The organism is Companilactobacillus crustorum JCM 15951, from assembly GCF_001434585.1.
Taxonomy (GTDB): domain Bacteria; phylum Bacillota; class Bacilli; order Lactobacillales; family Lactobacillaceae; genus Companilactobacillus; species Companilactobacillus crustorum.
The window spans coordinates 1-17,202 of the sequence record NZ_AZDB01000006.1; the positions used below are offsets into that span (position 1 = coordinate 1).

16 protein-coding genes are annotated in these 17,202 nt (G+C 35.6%); 13 read left to right on the forward strand and 3 right to left on the reverse strand.

Annotation, left to right across the window (positions count from 1 at the left end):
- Positions 1-177: 177 nt before the first annotated feature.
- The 3 genes from FD26_RS02795 to FD26_RS02805 form a co-directional block, all read right to left on the reverse strand.
- Positions 178-822, reverse strand: coding sequence for a copper homeostasis protein CutC (locus FD26_RS02795; RefSeq protein ID WP_057866995.1), 645 nt, complete (start codon positions 820-822; stop codon positions 178-180).
- Between the two features lie 83 nt (positions 823-905).
- On the reverse strand, positions 906-1,745 hold the full coding sequence (locus FD26_RS02800; protein WP_057866921.1) for an undecaprenyl-diphosphate phosphatase: 840 nt from the start codon (positions 1,743-1,745) through the stop codon (positions 906-908).
- A gap of 33 nt (positions 1,746-1,778) precedes the next feature.
- Positions 1,779-2,798: a lactonase family protein gene (locus FD26_RS02805; RefSeq protein WP_057866922.1), complete on the reverse strand. Its 1,020-nt coding sequence runs from the start codon at positions 2,796-2,798 to the stop codon at positions 1,779-1,781.
- Between the two features lie 74 nt (positions 2,799-2,872).
- Here FD26_RS02805 and FD26_RS02810 point away from each other — a divergent pair, with 74 nt between their 5' ends.
- From FD26_RS02810 to FD26_RS02870, 13 genes are all read left to right on the forward strand, one after another.
- Positions 2,873-4,084: an AI-2E family transporter gene (locus tag FD26_RS02810; RefSeq protein ID WP_057866923.1), complete on the forward strand. Its 1,212-nt coding sequence runs from the start codon at positions 2,873-2,875 to the stop codon at positions 4,082-4,084.
- Between the two features lie 187 nt (positions 4,085-4,271).
- On the forward strand, positions 4,272-4,781 hold the full coding sequence (trmL, locus tag FD26_RS02815; RefSeq protein WP_057866924.1) for a tRNA (uridine(34)/cytosine(34)/5-carboxymethylaminomethyluridine(34)-2'-O)-methyltransferase TrmL: 510 nt from the start codon (positions 4,272-4,274) through the stop codon (positions 4,779-4,781).
- Between the two features lie 9 nt (positions 4,782-4,790).
- The gene (locus FD26_RS02820; RefSeq protein WP_057866925.1) at positions 4,791-5,204 is read left to right on the forward strand and encodes a DUF1149 family protein; all 414 of its coding nucleotides are present in this window, start codon (positions 4,791-4,793) and stop codon (positions 5,202-5,204) included.
- An 83-nt stretch (positions 5,205-5,287) separates the two neighbouring features.
- Positions 5,288-7,687, forward strand: coding sequence for a DNA translocase FtsK (locus tag FD26_RS02825; protein WP_057866926.1), 2,400 nt, complete (start codon positions 5,288-5,290; stop codon positions 7,685-7,687).
- Positions 7,684-8,958 carry an EF-P 5-aminopentanol modification-associated protein YfmF gene (yfmF, locus tag FD26_RS02830; protein ID WP_057866927.1) on the forward strand — a complete coding sequence of 425 codons (1,275 nt, stop codon included), beginning with the start codon at positions 7,684-7,686 and terminating at the stop codon, positions 8,956-8,958. The genes FD26_RS02825 and yfmF overlap by 4 nt, the downstream gene beginning before the upstream one ends.
- Position 8,959: 1 nt before the next feature.
- On the forward strand, positions 8,960-10,198 hold the full coding sequence (yfmH, locus tag FD26_RS02835; RefSeq protein ID WP_057866928.1) for an EF-P 5-aminopentanol modification-associated protein YfmH: 1,239 nt from the start codon (positions 8,960-8,962) through the stop codon (positions 10,196-10,198).
- Positions 10,199-10,201: 3 nt separating this feature from the next.
- On the forward strand, positions 10,202-10,924 hold the full coding sequence (gene ymfI / locus FD26_RS02840; RefSeq protein ID WP_057866929.1) for an elongation factor P 5-aminopentanone reductase: 723 nt from the start codon (positions 10,202-10,204) through the stop codon (positions 10,922-10,924).
- Positions 10,925-10,989: 65 nt separating this feature from the next.
- Positions 10,990-11,838 carry a helix-turn-helix domain-containing protein gene (locus FD26_RS02845; RefSeq protein WP_057866930.1) on the forward strand — a complete coding sequence of 283 codons (849 nt, stop codon included), beginning with the start codon at positions 10,990-10,992 and terminating at the stop codon, positions 11,836-11,838.
- Between the two features lie 79 nt (positions 11,839-11,917).
- Complete coding sequence (pgsA, locus tag FD26_RS02850; protein ID WP_057866931.1) at positions 11,918-12,502, forward strand: CDP-diacylglycerol--glycerol-3-phosphate 3-phosphatidyltransferase; 585 nt, start codon at positions 11,918-11,920, stop codon at positions 12,500-12,502.
- A 23-nt stretch (positions 12,503-12,525) separates the two neighbouring features.
- Positions 12,526-13,068, forward strand: coding sequence for a CinA family protein (locus FD26_RS02855; protein ID WP_057866932.1), 543 nt, complete (start codon positions 12,526-12,528; stop codon positions 13,066-13,068).
- 88 nt (positions 13,069-13,156) lie between these two features.
- The gene (recA, locus tag FD26_RS02860; RefSeq protein ID WP_057866933.1) at positions 13,157-14,266 is read left to right on the forward strand and encodes a recombinase RecA; all 1,110 of its coding nucleotides are present in this window, start codon (positions 13,157-13,159) and stop codon (positions 14,264-14,266) included.
- A gap of 147 nt (positions 14,267-14,413) precedes the next feature.
- Positions 14,414-15,979 carry a ribonuclease Y gene (gene rny / locus FD26_RS02865; protein WP_057866934.1) on the forward strand — a complete coding sequence of 522 codons (1,566 nt, stop codon included), beginning with the start codon at positions 14,414-14,416 and terminating at the stop codon, positions 15,977-15,979.
- A gap of 119 nt (positions 15,980-16,098) precedes the next feature.
- Positions 16,099-17,184 (forward strand): glycosyltransferase family 4 protein, encoded by a 1,086-nt coding sequence (locus tag FD26_RS02870; protein ID WP_057866996.1) that lies wholly within the window; start codon positions 16,099-16,101, stop codon positions 17,182-17,184.
- Positions 17,185-17,202 lie beyond the last annotated feature (18 nt).

Sequence of the window (17,202 nt, forward strand, 5' to 3'; positions counted from 1 at the left end):
GCGTTCGGATTAATTTTACAATCTACCATGGATGTAATTATAACATTACAAATAAGGGACATACTGAAATAGATACAACGATTGATTGGCACTTTATTTTGTACGGTCATCGTTATCAGCTTAAAATTGTAATGGCAAAAACGGAGTATTGTTGTATTCCATTCTCGATCTTTATATTTAGTTATTAATACCGTCGATAATCTTGGTGCCATGTAACTCTTTAACGCCTAATTTATCAGCAATTTCATCGGCATTCTTAAAATTAACGCCGCCACCGGGTAAAATCACGATACGGCCATCAGCATAGTCGATGTATTTTTGAATGTTATCAAGTGTTTGATCAATTGGCGTTGTCAGAGGACCTCCATGTGTCAAAATTCGATCTACATCGTGATCAATTAACCAATCAATAGTGTCCTTCTTGTTGTCTTCTGCTAAAGCGTCAAAGGCCATGTGGAAAACAATTTGCATGCCAGCTGAAGCAGCAATTAATTGTTCCATGGCATCTTCATCTAAGGACCCATCAGGTGTTAAGGCACCAAAGGCTACGCCATCAACACCTAATTTCTGTGCTTCGAAAAGGTCAGTTTCCATCATTTTGATTTCTAAATCGTTATAGACAAAGTTGCCGCCACGAGGACGAATCATTTCTACAACAGGAATAGACTTTTCTTGAAGATATTTAGTAGCTTCGGTTAATACACCCAAACTAGGAGTTGTGCCTCCGACTGCCAAATTATCGTTTAATTCAATACGATTAGCTCCCTTTAGTACAGCCTTAGGGATATTAGTGAAATTTTCTACAGCGACTTCTTTATAAATAATGATCAACCTCTCTTTAATGAATGTGTCTATATTCTAACAATTTTGACTAAAAAAAGAACGTCCGAAGACGTTCAAAAAGTTTATCCCATGATAGCCTTAGAACCAAAGTAGGCAATTACGATAATAGCCAAGATGATTCTATACCAACCAAAAGCCTTAAAGTCATTACGTTTGATGTAATCAAGTAAGAATTTAATTGATGCATAAGCTACGATAAATGATACTAAAGTACCAACGAGAAGAATTATCGTTTGGTCACCGGTAAATGTATTACCATGCTTGAAGTATTTGAAAATCTTGAGCAAACTAGCTCCAAACATTGTTGGAATAGCTAAGAAAAATGAAAATTCAGTGGCTACGAATCTGGAAGTACCAACGGTCATACCACCCAGAATAGTTGCTCCGGAACGAGAAGTACCAGGAACTAATGAAAGGACTTGGAAAAGTCCGATTTGGAAAGCAGTTTTGTAAGAAAGACTTTCAAGATCAGCTGTCTTAGGACGTTTGTTCTTGAGCCAATTTTCAACGACAATGAACAAAATACCATAAATCAATAAGGTAGCTGAAATAACTTGCCAGCTTGTTAGATGTTTATCCATCCAGTCGTTTAATGGTAAGCCAATAATTACTGAAGGCAAGATAGCAACAATAACTTTGAACCAGATACTCCATGTTTGGCTTTTTTCCACATGATTCTTTCGTGGTGAAAAAGGATTTAATTTATGGAAGTAGATAAGGATAACTGCTAGAATAGCCCCAAATTGAATGACTACCATGAACATGTTGATAAAAGCTGTAGGTTCGTTTAATTTAACGAATTCATCAGCTAAGTATAAATGTCCAGTTGAACTAATAGGTAGAAATTCGGTAAAACCTTCAATAATACCAAGGATGATGGTTTTAATAATTTCAATGAACATAATTAATAATTATTCTCCTGATTAGATTTAAAACTAGATAAAGTGTATACAAGTACACTCAGGAATGGCAACATTATTTCCCAAATTAGTTAAAATACCTTTATTAGGATTGCGTTTAAAAATAGCTAAGTCGTCTGAATCTTGGTTTGCGGCTACTAAGTATTTTTCAGAAGGATCAAGTTCGAAATCACGAGGCCCCCTGCCACTAGTAGGAACAGAGTTGATTTTCTTGAGACGATCGCCGTTTGGATCAATATTGAATGTAGCAATAGTATTAGCGCCACGAGTTGATGCATATAAAAATTTGCCATCTTTACTAATACGGATAGCAGCAGTCGTGTTCTTTTGCTCGTCTTTAGCAGCTTCAGCTTCATCAACAAGGGTCAAACCAGCTGTTTCAGCGTCGTATTCCATGACAAGGATCTTGGATGATAATTCGCAAGCAACGTATAGGTATGGCTTAGTGGGGTGGAAAACGAGATGTCTAGGAGCATAGCCTGAAGGGGCAATATAATTGTTCATTAATTTAGGCTGTTTAGGATCTTCGATATCGTAAATATAAATTCTATCAGCACCGTAATCACAGATAATTAATTTGCCATCTGGTGTCAAAGCACTGTAATGAGGTTTAGATTGATCTTGTTCTACACGAGGGCCATGACCTTCAAATTTAACTTCAGAGTAGTGTTCAATTTTGCCATCATCTGTAAGATGGTCAATTTTAACTTTGCTGAGATGGAAGTAAGCACTAAAAATCAAATTGCGACTAGCATCGAATTTTACATATGATGGGGATGTTTCTTCAGAAAAGTCTTCATCTAATAATTGTGGTTCTGTTCCACCGATATCATATACCACAATTCCACCACAATCATTTTTCTTAGCCAAGGCAATTAATTTCATATCGTTAGTAACATCAATATAAGTTGGACAATTTAATTCAACTAGAGGCTTAGGAGTAGATAGGTTGCCATTGTCTGAATCTAATTCAGCAATATAAACGCCTTTGCCAGATTTTTTAGTGTATCCACTAAAGAGAACTCTTTCAATCATTACAATTCCTCCAATTACTGTATAGTATTATAATATACAGTATAATCTTAGTAGAAAAAATTGGGGAGCAGTTTATGAAAGAAACGCCAGAGCGTAAAAAAAGTTGGTTTTATAAATGGTTTTTAAATAATCAATTAACGGTAATTCTGATTAATATTTTTTTGGTATTTTTGATTATTTTTTTATTTTCTAAAATAAGATTTGTTTTCAATCCAGTAAGTCAAATTTTGGGAATAACAATGCCACCAGTTATTTTGGCATTGGTTTTGTATTATTTAATCAATCCGTTAATCAATGTTTTGGAAAGTAAATTTCATATTAATCGAATTATTTCCATTACATTTGTTTTTATTATTATTTTGGCCTTATTAATTTGGGGAGTAATGTCGTTAATTCCTTTTGTTCAAAGCCAGGTCGATTCATTAGTAAAAAACTGGCCTCAGTATTGGAATTCGTTGAATAATAGTATTCAGAATATGTTTTCTGATCCGAAGTTGCATATAATTAAAGAACGCTTGATAGCAACTAATACAAGTGTTACTAAAAGTTTTGAAAAATCAATGGATCAAATTTTGCCCCAGACTATGAACAATATCAGTTCGGCAGTTAGTGTGTTGACTAATGTTATAGTTATTTTAATGACAGCACCATTCATTTTATTCTTTATGCTGAAGGATGATAAAAAGTTCAAAAATTCAGTTGTAAAGTTTATGCCTGATCGTATCAAGGGTTCAGTTGGCGATATGCTTTCTGAGATGAGTCAATCATTGAGTTCCTATATTACAGGACAATTGACAGTAGCATTTTGGGTTGCTGTGATGTTCTTTGTAGGGTATTTGATTATTGGTCAGCGTTACGCATTAATTTTAGGTATCGTTGCTGGTATTTTGAATTTAATTCCTTATATTGGTTCTACGTTAGCCCTGATACCTTCATTAGTAATTGCTGCTTTTATTGCGCCATCGATGGTTTTAAAAGTATTGCTTGTTTTTGTTATTGAACAGACAGTTGAAACTCGTGTAATTTCACCAATTATTGTGGGTAACAAAATGCAGATGCATCCGGTAACTACTATTCTAGTTTTACTTGTGTCTGCGGGGATGTACGGATTGGTAGGAATGATTGCTGGTATTCCAATCTTTGCAATCCTAAAGATTATCTGTACTCGTTTCTTCAACTGGTTCAAACGTAATTCTAGTTGGTATAGCGAACAAGAGCTATTAGAGGATAATGAAGTATCTGATGAATCTGAGGACACAAATACTTCAAAAAAAGATCATAAATAATTCAATTTTCTGTTGTCTAGACCTGATATATCGGATATAATGTTTATTGAGTTTTGTGGTTATTTGTTTTTCTCAGAAGCGATTTTGACAAAAGCAAGTAAACGAGAGGCTATACTAGCGCATGTCCTTGCTGTGGTTTTCACCGAGGGTATGCGCTTTTTTGTTAAAAAGGAGAATATAATATATAATGACGAATCACATTGCGCTTTATGAACCGCTGATGCCTGCCAATACTGGTAACATTGCTAGAACTTGTGCAGGTACTAATACAAAATTACATCTTATTCGTCCGTTAGGATTCAGTACAGATGATGCACATATGAAACGTGCTGGTTTGGATTACTGGGATAAGGTTGATATTACTTATCATGATAATTTGGATGATTTCCTTAAATCAATTCCGGATGATAAATATTTGTACTTAATTACCAAGTTTTCTGATAAAGTTTATAGTGATCAAGATTTTACCGATACATCAGTTGATTATTATTACTTATTTGGTAAAGAAACAACTGGATTACCAGAGGATTTTATGAGACGTAATCCAGAAAAGTGTTTGCGTATTCCAATGAGTGATAATATTCGAGCTTTGAATTTATCAAACAGTGTTGCTTTAGTAATTTATGAAGCAGTTCGTCAACAGCATTTTGCAGGACTAGAATTAAGTCATCATTATGACCACGATAAATTAGATTAGGGGTATATTATGAAAATTAATAAAGGTGTAGTTTCAGTTCAATCATTTCACTATGATGTTGAGGCACCTACAGCTGATGCTAAGACTGATTTAAATATTAATATCGAACATCCAGACTTAAAGGATGAGAGTGGCGAACCACTTAAAGAAGACGAGGGTAAGATATTACAAGTTGTTGTTCCCTTTGAAATTCATTTAAAGGACGCACCTTTTAAAGTATCTGGTCTTATAGGTCAAGTAGTTCAACCAGTCGGTTTTCAAGGTGAAATTGAAGATTTAGATGCAAAAGAAGTTCAGCAATTATCACGTCCAGTTGTTGAATATATTGAAACATTAACTTATCAAGTTACCAGCGTTACATTAAATCATGGTGTATCGTTGAATTTCAATAATAATCCAGAAATTAAACCGGAAGATAAATAAACAGTCCCGTGGGGCTGTTTTTTTTAACGGTCAAAAAAGGTATACTTTTAGATGATTACTTTTTAAATTTATGTGAGGTACTTATGGTAAAAAAAAGGGCAACTTCGAAGTCTAGAAAGAGAAAAAAGACAGTTGATAATTCAAGACTGATTAAATCATTATTTAGTCTGCTCTGGATTATTTTATGTATCCTAGGATTGTTTAAATTTGGTATTGTCGGTAAGACTTTTGATAATATCTATCGAATCCTTGTGGGTGATAGTTATCCATTTTTACTAATTGTTAGTATCGTTGTAGCGGCTTTTATTATTGCGACTGGAAGAATACCCGTTATGACGCCTAAAAAAAATTTTGGCTTTTTGTTTGTATATTTGGGAACTTTGATTATCTTGCATGGCATCTTTTTTTCAAGCATGTCACTGTATCATAATTACAACTTAGTAACATGGAATACATTAGCTGCTGATATGACACAGGTTACTGTCAGTGATTCTGTTGGTGGCGGTATGATCGGTTCATATTTATATAGTTTCTTTATGCCAATGTTTTCAACAGTGGGAACTTACTTTGTCACGGCGTTATTGATTTTTATGGGGATTTTGATGTTATTGAATGTCACAATGAAGCAAATTTCGGTAGTAACGACTGATATTTTAGTTTATTTGAAACATACAGCAATTAAAGTTAAAGATATTATTTCAGGACATTATAATAATTATGTCGATCAAAAAGCTGCGGCAAAGGACCGTTCAGTCCAAACTACTCCTAATATTTCGACACCAGAAGTTAAACGGGATGAGGACAAGACACAAGATGGGTTTAATAGTTTTACTAAACCTGTTGAGACTCCGAAGACAAGTGAAGATTTCAAAATTGAGGGTGTTCCTGATAATTCAGTTACTGCAACAGATAATTCTGATAGTCAGAAAGCAGAAATTGTTTCTAAGCCTTATGGAATTGATGGCACCAAGGGTAAGGATCTTCCTGATCCGATTAGTACTAAGAAATCCGAGAGTAACGTTAGTGACGAAGGCTACGTGTTGCCAACGGTTGACTTGTTAAAACAAGTTCCACAAACTGATCAAACTTCAGAGGTTCATTTGATTGAAGAAAATAAAGATAAACTTCGTCAGACGTTTAAAAGTTTTGGCGTTGACGTTGAGGTTAAGAAGGCTAGTTTAGGACCAACTATTACGAAATATGAGGTTCAACCAGCAGTTGGTGTGAAAGTAAGTAAAATTGTCAATTTGGCAGATGATTTGGCGTTAGCCTTGGCTGCTAAGGATATTCGTATTGAAGCACCAATCCCAGGGAAGCCTTTTGTAGGGATTGAAGTACCTAATAAGACAATCTCGACAGTATCTTTTAGGGATATTACAGAGCATCAAAAAGATAAGACACATCCGTTAGTAGTTCCGCTAGGAAAGGATGTGTCAGGTAATATTATTGAGGCTAACATTACCAAAATGCCGCATTTGTTAATTGCTGGTTCTACTGGTAGTGGTAAATCAGTTGCTATTAATACAATTATTACGGGTATTTTGATGAAAGCTAAGCCTAATGAAGTTAAATTGATCTTGATTGATCCTAAAATGGTTGAATTAAATGTTTATAACGGCATACCGCAATTGTTGATTCCGGTTGTAACGGACGCTAGAAAAGCAGCTGGAGCTTTACAAAAAGCTGTTAAAGAAATGGAACGCCGTTATAAGCTATTCGCTGAGACTAGTCATCGTAATATTGGCGAGTACAATGCTGATGTGGACAAGTTTAACGAGACTGCTAGCGATGAAGATAAAATGGAACGTCTACCTTATATCGTCGTTATAGTTGACGAATTGTCAGATTTGATGATGGTAGCTGGACATGAAGTAGAAGCGGCAATCGTTCGATTGGCTCAAATGGCTCGTGCCGCTGGGCTACATATTATAATTGCAACCCAACGTCCTTCAGTTGATGTTATTACTGGTCTAATTAAGGCTAATATTCCTTCTCGAATTGCTTTTGCTGTTTCTAGTGGGGTTGATTCAAGAACTATCTTAGATTCCGTTGGAGCTGAGAAGCTGCTAGGACGAGGGGATATGTTGTTCCAACCAATTGGCAAGAGTAAGCCAGTCAGATTACAGGGAGCCTATATTTCTGAGTCAGAAGTCGAAAGCGTGGTTAAGTTTGTAACTAATCAACAGGAAGCTGATTACGATGAAGATATGATTCCAACTGAAATCGAAGAAGGCTCTGCAGATAGCGATAAACCAGAAGATGAATATTGGGATGACGCAGTTGAGATGATCGTCAAAGGTCAATCAGCCAGTGTCTCCATGCTTCAGAGACGATTTGCTATCGGATATAATCGGGCGGCCAGAATGGTTGATGAGATGGAGAATAAGGGGATTGTCGGACCGTCTGAGGGCAGTAAGCCACGTAAAGTCCTAATCACTCCCGAACAGTTAGAAACAATTAGAAAAAATCAGGTGAAAAATTGAGAAAAACATTAGCAAAAAATATTTTCTTAAATATTAATCCAATTAAAAAATTTCGAACAATTAAAATCCAGGTCGATTTTTTACGTCCTTTAGATAAGGATGAGACTACTAGCCGGCGTTTGTTGGCTAATGTTATGTCTAATTCGACTAAAGATTATCCCAGTTTTCGGGCGATAAACGATCGAGAAATGGAACTTTACGGTTCAGAAATTAACGTTTTTACACGTAACTTGTTAAATTTTAATGATTTAGCTTTCAGCGTAGAGTTTGCTGATCCTAGTTTTTTGATTGATGGCCAGACTCAAGTAAAAGATAATCTTGATCTATTAGGGGAAATTATTTTTAAGCCTAATTTAAAAGATAATTCTTTTGATAAGACTGCCTTTGATACTGAGAAGCGAAATTTATTGTCTAATTTAGTTTCAATCAAAGACAATCAAGATTTGGTTAGTGCTTTGGGAATTGCTAAATTGATCTATCAAAATAATCCTGATCGCCAAGTTCCTATTTTTGGAAGTATCGATCAATTAGAGAGCTTAGATAATCAAAAATTGTTAGAGTCTTATTATGATGTAATTGAGAATGACACAATTGTTATTAGTGTGGTTGGAAATGTTGATGAAACAGATTTTCTTGAAGAATTGACTGCTAGCGACTTCTATACTCAGATGAACAATGACCGAAATGATTTACAGATTAAATTTGATAACTTTTCGGAATTAATCAACCAGCCTGTCAATCAAATTGAGCACAAGCATTTGAATCAAAGCCGGATAGCTTTAGCATACGCGACTGAAGGGGTATCCAAAAAATTCAATCGCTTAGCTCCTCAAATTATGAATTTAATTTTAGGTGGCGACGATCAATCACAGCTGTTCCAACAAGTTCGTGAAAAAAACAGCCTAGCTTATTCAGTTTCTAGTACTTATCAACCTCTTAGTCATTTGGTAATGATTCAAGCAGGATTGGACGCTGATTCGGTAAAAAAAGCTTTAGAATTGATCAATCAGCAAATTGAATTCATTAAAGATGGGAAGTTTACTGATAAACAAGTGGAACATGCTCAAAAAGTGATGCTGACACGTCGAAAGATTGCGACTGATTCAATTCAATATTATATTATGCAGAGTATTTGGGAGACCGTATACCCCAAGACTTTACTATCGGATCGTCAATTTGATGACGAAGTAAATAATATGGATCGAGAACATGTGTCCAGCGTAGCTGAGAATATGCATGTTATTGCGCAATACCAGTTGATTGGAGATTAGTATGACGGAAAAATTAGAAAAACAAACTAAGAAATTGGACAATGGCTTTCAAATTAGTGTCGTACCAATGTCAGGTTTTAATCAAGTGTATGGCGTGACAATGGCCAATTTTGGTTCTGTAGATACTAAAACAGAAAAGGGACTTTTGCCTTCAGGAATTGCTCATTTTATTGAGCACAAGTTGTTTGCTAAGGCTGACTATGATGTTTCCGAGAAGTTTGCTGAATATGGGGCTAATTCAAATGCTTATACGAGTTACACCAAGACGGCGTATCTATTTCAAACATTGGATAATCCTTATGACAATTTAAAAATATTATTAGACTTAATCCAAAATCCCTATTTTACTGAGCAAAATGTTGCTTCTGAACGAGGGATCATTGATCAAGAAATTCAAATGTATCTGGATATGCCTGAGTGGGTTTTAGAACAACGGATATTAGGACAACTGTATCCTAACGATCCAATTGCTGAGGATATTGCTGGAACTAGCCAATCATTGCAACGGATCAATCATCAGAATTTATTAACAACTTATCAACAGAATTATCGACCTGACAATATGAATTTAGTACTTATTGGCGATGTTGATTTTGAAAGAATTGAAAATATTGTTGAGGATTCTAATTTTCATTCGATTGCTACGCCATTGAAAAAGGTCTTTAACCAATTTCAACCTATTGGCCTTGGCGGTCAGGAAAAAATGGATATTAGTCAAGCACGTTCGGCCTATGGTATTAGGGTTGATACGGAAATGACAGGCTATGATCTTGTTAAAAAACAATTTGAATTAAATATGATTATGGAAACTTTGATTGGGGAGTCATCTAAGAATTATCAAGAAATGAGCAAATTGAACTTAATTGATGACAGTTTTTCTTATAATGTTGTTGCAGAAAATAACTATTGTTTTATCATTATTAGTGGATCTACTAATAATCCAAAACAATTCCAAGAATATTTACGCAATCATCTTTCATATGAATCCTTAAAAGAGGTTTTATCAGATGCTAAATTCAAACGAATTAAGCGTGATGCAATAGGTTCTTATCTTTTTGCACAAAACTCTCCGGAGGCGATTGCCAATCAAATGGCGGAGTTATATTTCTACGATGTTGACTACTTGCAATTGATTCATATGATCGATTCAATTAAAAAAGATGATGTTTTAGAAATATCCGAAAAGTTCTTGAAAGACAATAATTGTACTTATTACAATCTTTTACCAAGTGGGAAGTAAGCTATGTATGCATTAGTTATGGGTAGTTCCGGAGATATCGGAACAAGTAGCGCAAAGAAACTGGCAAAAAAAGGCTGGTCGCTGTACTTACATTACAATCGTAATCGTGATCGAATTGAGCATCTAAGAAAAGAGCTTGTTGAAAAATACCCAAAACAAGATTTCATACCAATTAAATTTGATATGGAGCACGATCAAGTGGCAGCTTTAAGCAAGCAAATTTTTGCTTTAGATGCTGTGGTGTTTGCTCAAGGAAATACTTATTATAAGCTGTTAGTTGATATTACAGAATCTGAAATTGATTCGTTGTGGAATATACATGTTAAGTTGCCAATTTTGATCTTGAAAGAATTACAGGATAAGTTAGCAAAGACACATCATGGACGAGTAGTTTTTATCGGTTCCATTTATGGAAAAATCGGATCAGCGATGGAAGTAGTATACAGTACTGTTAAGGGAGCTATGTCATCTTTTGCGGATGCATATGCAAAGGAAGTAGCTTCCTTAGGTATTTCGGTCAATGTGGTCGCTCCAGGAGCAGTTAATACTAAAATGAATACTCAAGAATTTTCTAGTGAAGACTTGGAAAATGTGAAGGCGGAAATACCAGCCGATCGTTTGGCAAATCCAGATGAAATTGCTGATTTAGTCAGCTATCTTGTTAATATAAAGTCTAATTATTTAACTGGACAAACGATTTATTTTGCAGGTGGCTGGTTATTATAGGGTTCCTAGTAGTTGGATAATAATATATGTTATACTTAGAAAAATTAGTTAATTGGTGGTAAATAATGGACGAAATTGGCCAAAAGTTAAGAAATGCACGTATCAAAAAAGGTTATACAATTGATGATTTACAACAAATCACCAAGATTCAAAAGAGATATTTAATTGCGATTGAAGAAGGTCAATTTGATCATCTTCCTGGTGATTTTTATGTCAGAGCCTTTATCAAACAATATTCTGATGCCGTAGGCATCTCAAGTGACGATTTGTTGGAAGAATATAAGGCAGAAATACCTAATTCACAACCAACTCAAGAGTCTAAACCTGAAGAGACTAAGACAAGAACAATTAAAGAAGAATCCAACTCTTTTTTTGCTAGTCTAGGAAACTATATTCCTCAAATTGTTGTGGGAATTATAATTATTGTGATCGTTGCGGTAATTGCCTTTGGAATGGTTCATCGTAGTCAAAATGCTTCAAGCGTGACAATTCCTAAGGATACATCAACACAAACAACTAAAAAGACGACAAAGAAAACTACAGCTTCTACTAAAAAAACAACAACTAAGAAGACAACAACTGCAGATAAAACTGTTGCTGTTAAAGAGACAAGCACAGAAGGTACATATACTGTTTCTAACGTTCCTTCAAGTGGTGTCAAAGTAGTTGTTGAAGGTAGCGGCGGTCAAGCATGGATTCAATTTGGCGAAGGTTCAAATACTACTTGGCAACAAGCTTTGAGTTCAGGTGAAAAGAAGTCAACCACTGTACCTAGTGATACATCGACATTTACTGTTCAAACTGGTAATGTTACAAATACTAAGATTACAATCGATGGTAAAGCAGTTGATTTGAGCAAGTCACAAAGTGGTAGCACGATCGTTAAGGCTTTAACGTTTAATATTGAAAAATAAAATAATGGTGTCTAATCTTATCAAGGTAGACACCATTATTTTATTAGAAAAGTAATTATTTATTTTGGAGGAAATTTTAATGGTTTGGAATGTACCGAATAAATTAACAATGCTTCGTATTATCTTAATTCCGGTATTTATTATTTTATTAGCTTTTAATTGGGCTAGCTTGGGTGATATTTATGTTGCTAATGATTTGATTCCGATGAATCATGTTTTAGCTACAGTGGTCTTCATCATTGCATCATTGACTGATCTTTTGGATGGCAAGATTGCTCGTAAGTATAATCTTGTATCTAACTTTGGTAAGTTTGCTGATACTTTGGCTGATAAAATGCTTGTCATGACAGCATTTATCTTCTTGGTTAGTTTTAAGATGGCTCCAGCTTGGGTCGTAGCAATTATTGTTTGTCGTGAATTGGCTGTTACAGGTTTGAGAACAATTGTTTTGGAAGCCGGCGGCAAGGTTATGGCTGCACAGATGCCTGGTAAGATTAAAACTACTACGCAAATGTTAGCAATTATTTTTCTGTTGTTGCATAATATTTTCTTCTCAGCTATTGGAATCCCTATTGGCGAAATATTCTTATACATTTGTTTAATTTTTACCATTTATTCCGGTGCGGACTACTTTATTCAAAGTAGAGATATTTTCAAGTCATAATACGTAATTTGGAAGTGAGAACAATGAATAACAAAGCGATTGAAGTTTTAAAACAAATTGAACAGACTGATTTTGAAACTGGTATTCCAGAACAATTCTCTTGTTATGCTAATGAAACTGTAGAATTATTAAAAAAAAATAAACTGAGGATAACTGCTGCAGAAAGTTTGACGGCTGGAATGTTTCAAGCAACTATAGCTAACATTGCTGGTGCATCGAATGTTTTTGACGGTGGTTTTGTGACTTATGCTGATGAAGTGAAGGTTCAATTATTGGGTATGGATCCAGCATTGATTGAACAATATACAGTAGTCAGTGCCCCAGTTGCTCAGGCAATGGCTCAGTTGTCAGCTCAAAAGTTGTCGGCTGACGTCGGAGTTGGATTTACAGGGGTTGCAGGGCCTGATCCTTTAGAGGGGAATCCTGTTGGAACAGTATTCATTGGCGTTTGCAATAATAAAAATAACGAGACAATTGTAAAAGAATTTCATTTTTCAGGCTCAAGACAAGCAATTCGTAATAAGTCAGTCCTTTGTGGTTTAGTTCTCGTTCAAGAAATAATATAACGAGCAAACATTTGTTCGCTTTTTTCTTGCTTTTTTTGTGGATAACTAATAATATATCTAATGATGAATGCATTAGGAGGAAAGCAATTTGGCTAAAGATGAACGACAAAAGGCTTTAGATGTAGCTTTAAAAAAGATTGAAAAGGACTTTGGTAAGGGTGCCATCATGAGAATGGGTGATGACCTAAATACTCAAATCTCAACGGTTTCTACTGGTTCGTTAGCTCTCGATAACGCTTTAGGTGTCGGTGGCTTTCCACGTGGAAGAATCGTTGAAATTTATGGACCTGAAAGTTCTGGTAAGACAACTGTAGCATTACATGCTGTGGCTGAAGTTCAAAAAGAAGGCGGTACAGCCGCATATATTGATGCTGAAAATGCAATGGACCCAGCTTATGCAACAGCTTTAGGCGTAAATATTGATGATTTATTGCTATCGCAGCCAGATACTGGTGAACAAGGTCTTGAAATTGCTGATGCTTTGGTATCTAGTGGTGCTGTTGATATTGTCGTCGTCGATTCTGTTGCCGCTTTGGTTCCACGTGCTGAAATTGAGGGTGACATGGGTGATTCTCATGTTGGATTGCAAGCCAGATTGATGTCGCAAGCTTTGCGTAAACTTTCTGGATCAATCAACAAAACAAAAACAATTGCTCTTTTCATTAATCAAATTCGTGAAAAAGTCGGTATTATGTTTGGTAATCCAGAAACAACACCTGGTGGTCGTGCTTTGAAGTTCTATTCGACAATCAGACTAGAAGTCCGTCGTGCCGAACAAATTAAAGATGGTACAGATGTTATTGGTAACCGTACTAAGATTAAAGTCGTTAAGAACAAGGTTGCACCACCATTCAAAGTTGCACTTGTCGATATTATGTATGGACATGGTATTTCTCAAACTGGTGAGTTAGTTGATATGGCTGTTGATAAGGATATTATCGAAAAGGCTGGATCATGGTACTCATATGGTGATGAGAGAATTGGTCAAGGTCGCGAGAATGCGAAGACCTATTTGGCAGAAAATCCCGAAAAGATGGACGAGATCAAGAAGAAGGTTCGTTCAGCTTATGGTATGGATGGAAAACCTGAAGACGATGAAAATGATTCGACTGATAGTGATCCAAAGGACAAAACTGAAGCAAAAGATGATAAAGAATTAGATTTAAATCTTGATTCTGATAAAAAAGAAACAAAATAATAAAAAAAAGAGACCATTCGGTCTCTTTTTTTCTTTTTACTTGGTTGACAGGTCATATTTATTCTATAATATTAAGTTGTATGTAAATAATCTGTAACATATAATTTTACAAACAAAATTTTTAAAAGCAAATATGGAGGTGATGGCATGTATCCTGCTATCATAACCTTCTCTTTCGCTCTAGTAACATTAATCATAGGTGTTCTTTTCGGATATGCTCTCTGTAAAGACGCTTATGAGAAAAAACTTTCACAAGCTAAACAAACTGCTGAAGATATTGTTTCAGACGCTAAAAAGGCTGCTAAGTCCTTAAAAAAGGAAAAACTACTGGAAGCCAAGGATGAGATTCATCAATACCGTGAAAAACAAGAAGATGAATTGAAAGAACGTCGTCGAGAGATTCAGAAACAAGAGAATCGTGTTCTTGAAAGACAAGACATTTTGGATAAAAAAGACCAATCGCTTGAAAAGCGTGAGGAAAATATCGAGAACAATGAGAACAACATTACAGCACGACAACATAAACTTGATGAAAAAGATAAACAATTGACTAATACTCTTAATGAACAGCAAGCGGAGCTGGAAAGAGTAAGTAATTTAACTCGTGAACAAGGAAGAAAGATTATCCTTGGTAATTTAAGCAAAGATTTAGTGCATGAACGTGCCAAAATGATTAATGAAAGCAACGAGCAAGCTAAGCAGAGTGCTGACAAAGATGCTAAAGCTTTAATTGTTGCTGCCATTCAAAGAAGTGCGGCTGATACAGTTTCCGAGTCAACCGTTACAACTGTTTCGTTACCTAATGAAGATATGAAGGGAAGAATCATCGGTCGTGAGGGTAGAAATATCCGTACAATCGAGTCCTTAACAGGGGTCGATTTAATTATTGATGATACGCCTGAAGCAGTTTCATTGAGTGCTTTTGATCCAGTTAGAAGAGAAATCGCTCGAATGGCTTTGGAAAAACTAATAGAAGATGGTCGAATTCATCCAGCTCGTATCGAGGAAATGGTCGATAAAGCTAGAAAAGAAATGGATGATCATATTCGTGAAGTTGGTGAACAGACGGTTTATAGTTTGGGAATCAGCTCAGTTAACCCTGATTTGATTAAGATCATTGGACGCATGCAGTATCGTACGAGTTACGGTCAAAATGTTTTGAATCACTCAATTGAAGTAGCTAAAATTTCCGCTGTGATGGCTGCTGAGATGGGTGAAGATGTTATGTTAGCAAAACGAGCAGGTTTATTACACGATATCGGTAAATCTATCGATCGTGAAGTGGATGGTTCACACGTAGAAATAGGTGTGGATATTGCCACGAAGTATAAAGAACCAGAAGTAGTTATTAATACAATTGCTTCACATCATGGAGATGTTGAACCAACATCATTTATTGCAACGATTGTTGCCGCAGCCGATGCTATTTCAGCATCACGTCCTGGAGCAAGATCTGAGTCAATGGAAAATTATATTCATCGACTTGAAAAATTGGAAGCAATTGCCAATAAGCATGAAGGTGTTGATCACAGTTATGCAATTCAAGCTGGTCATGAAATTAGAGTTATGGTTAAACCAGAACAAATTTCCGATGATCAGGCTGCAATTTTGGCCCGTGATATGAAAGATGAAATTGAAGATAATCTTGAATATCCTGGACATATTAAAGTTACGGTTGTTCGTGAAATTAGAAAAGTTGAATTAGCAAAATAATTCTTGAGGGGGGTATATCATAATTGATATGCTCTTTTTTAATTTCTTTTTGGAATGGGAGCATGGTATTGTATAATTGTCTTATTAATGGAAAGTGAGTTCTTCTAAAAATGTCGGGTATGTTTAGTGTAATAGTAAAATTATTTTTAACGATGATTCTATCGGCTGCAATAACTCCTTTTGTTGTGAAGTTAGCTTATATTTTAGGAGCAGTGGATAAACCAAATGCTCGACGGGTAAATATCAAGCCAATGCCTACAATGGGTGGATTGGCCATTTTTATTGCGTTTAATTTTTCAACGTTTGTCTTATTGCGGGAGCAATTTCCAACCCATGAGCTTTTCAGTGTTTTCTTAGCTGAATGTATTATTATTCTAACGGGTATTATTGATGATATTAGGGAATTATCTCCTAAAGCTAAATTAGCTGGTATTTTGGCTGCGGCCTTAGTAGTCTACTTTTTGGCTGGTATCAGGATGAATGAGGTTACTTTGCCTTTTATTGGTTCATTCCAGTTAGGATGGTGGAGTTTGCCAATTACTATCATTTGGATCATTGCAATTACCAATGCGGTTAATTTGATTGACGGTTTAGATGGACTGGCAACGGGTGTCTCTATCATTGCCTTATTCACTATGGGAGTGATGGCTTACTTCTTCTTGAATTTGACTAATGTCTATGTGGCAATTTGGATTTTTGCGATGGTAGCAGCGTTAACTGGTTTCCTACCACACAATTTTCATCCCGCTAGTATTTTCCTTGGCGATACCGGATCGCTCTTTATTGGCTTTATGATGGCGGTCTTTTCATTAAAGGGATTAAAGAATGTTACGTTCGTTACGCTTTTGATGCCAGTTGTTATTATGGGAGTGCCAATTACTGATACCGTCTATGCAATTTTAAGAAGACTGTTAAATAAAAAACCAATCATGCAAGCAGATAAGCATCATTTGCATCACAGACTAATGCAATTAGGATTATCTCATCGTCAAACCGTTTTAGTTATCTATGGTTTGTCATTAGTGTTTGCCTTTATCTCATTGCTTTACCCATTATCAACATTGTGGGGCAGCGTATTGTTGACAATTGGTGTTTTGATCGGTTTGGAGCTATTTATTGAATCAATTGGATTATTAGGAGATAATCGCCAGCCGTTGTTAAAAGCAATTCAAAGATTCGTTAAACGATTAGAAAAGAAAGATTAGCAAGTGCCGTTATAGCGC

Excerpts from the sequence above, each read along its gene's own strand:
- trmL (WP_057866924.1), top strand. The coding sequence starts at position 4,272 with ATGACGAATCACATTGCGCTTTATGAACCGCTGATGCCTGCCAATACT.
- ymfI (WP_057866929.1), top strand. The coding sequence starts at position 10,202 with ATGTATGCATTAGTTATGGGTAGTTCCGGAGATATCGGAACAAGTAGC.
- FD26_RS02800 (WP_057866921.1), bottom strand. The coding sequence starts at position 1,745 with ATGTTCATTGAAATTATTAAAACCATCATCCTTGGTATTATTGAAGGT.
- FD26_RS02825 (WP_057866926.1), top strand. The coding sequence starts at position 5,288 with ATGGTAAAAAAAAGGGCAACTTCGAAGTCTAGAAAGAGAAAAAAGACA.
- FD26_RS02810 (WP_057866923.1), top strand. The coding sequence starts at position 2,873 with ATGAAAGAAACGCCAGAGCGTAAAAAAAGTTGGTTTTATAAATGGTTT.
- rny (WP_057866934.1), top strand. The coding sequence starts at position 14,414 with ATGTATCCTGCTATCATAACCTTCTCTTTCGCTCTAGTAACATTAATC.
- FD26_RS02855 (WP_057866932.1), top strand. The coding sequence starts at position 12,526 with ATGAATAACAAAGCGATTGAAGTTTTAAAACAAATTGAACAGACTGAT.
- FD26_RS02820 (WP_057866925.1), top strand. The coding sequence starts at position 4,791 with ATGAAAATTAATAAAGGTGTAGTTTCAGTTCAATCATTTCACTATGAT.
- yfmH (WP_057866928.1), top strand. The coding sequence starts at position 8,960 with ATGACGGAAAAATTAGAAAAACAAACTAAGAAATTGGACAATGGCTTT.
- FD26_RS02870 (WP_057866996.1), top strand. The coding sequence starts at position 16,099 with ATGTTTAGTGTAATAGTAAAATTATTTTTAACGATGATTCTATCGGCT.
- FD26_RS02845 (WP_057866930.1), top strand. The coding sequence starts at position 10,990 with ATGGACGAAATTGGCCAAAAGTTAAGAAATGCACGTATCAAAAAAGGT.
- pgsA (WP_057866931.1), top strand. The coding sequence starts at position 11,918 with ATGGTTTGGAATGTACCGAATAAATTAACAATGCTTCGTATTATCTTA.
- FD26_RS02805 (WP_057866922.1), bottom strand. The coding sequence starts at position 2,798 with ATGATTGAAAGAGTTCTCTTTAGTGGATACACTAAAAAATCTGGCAAA.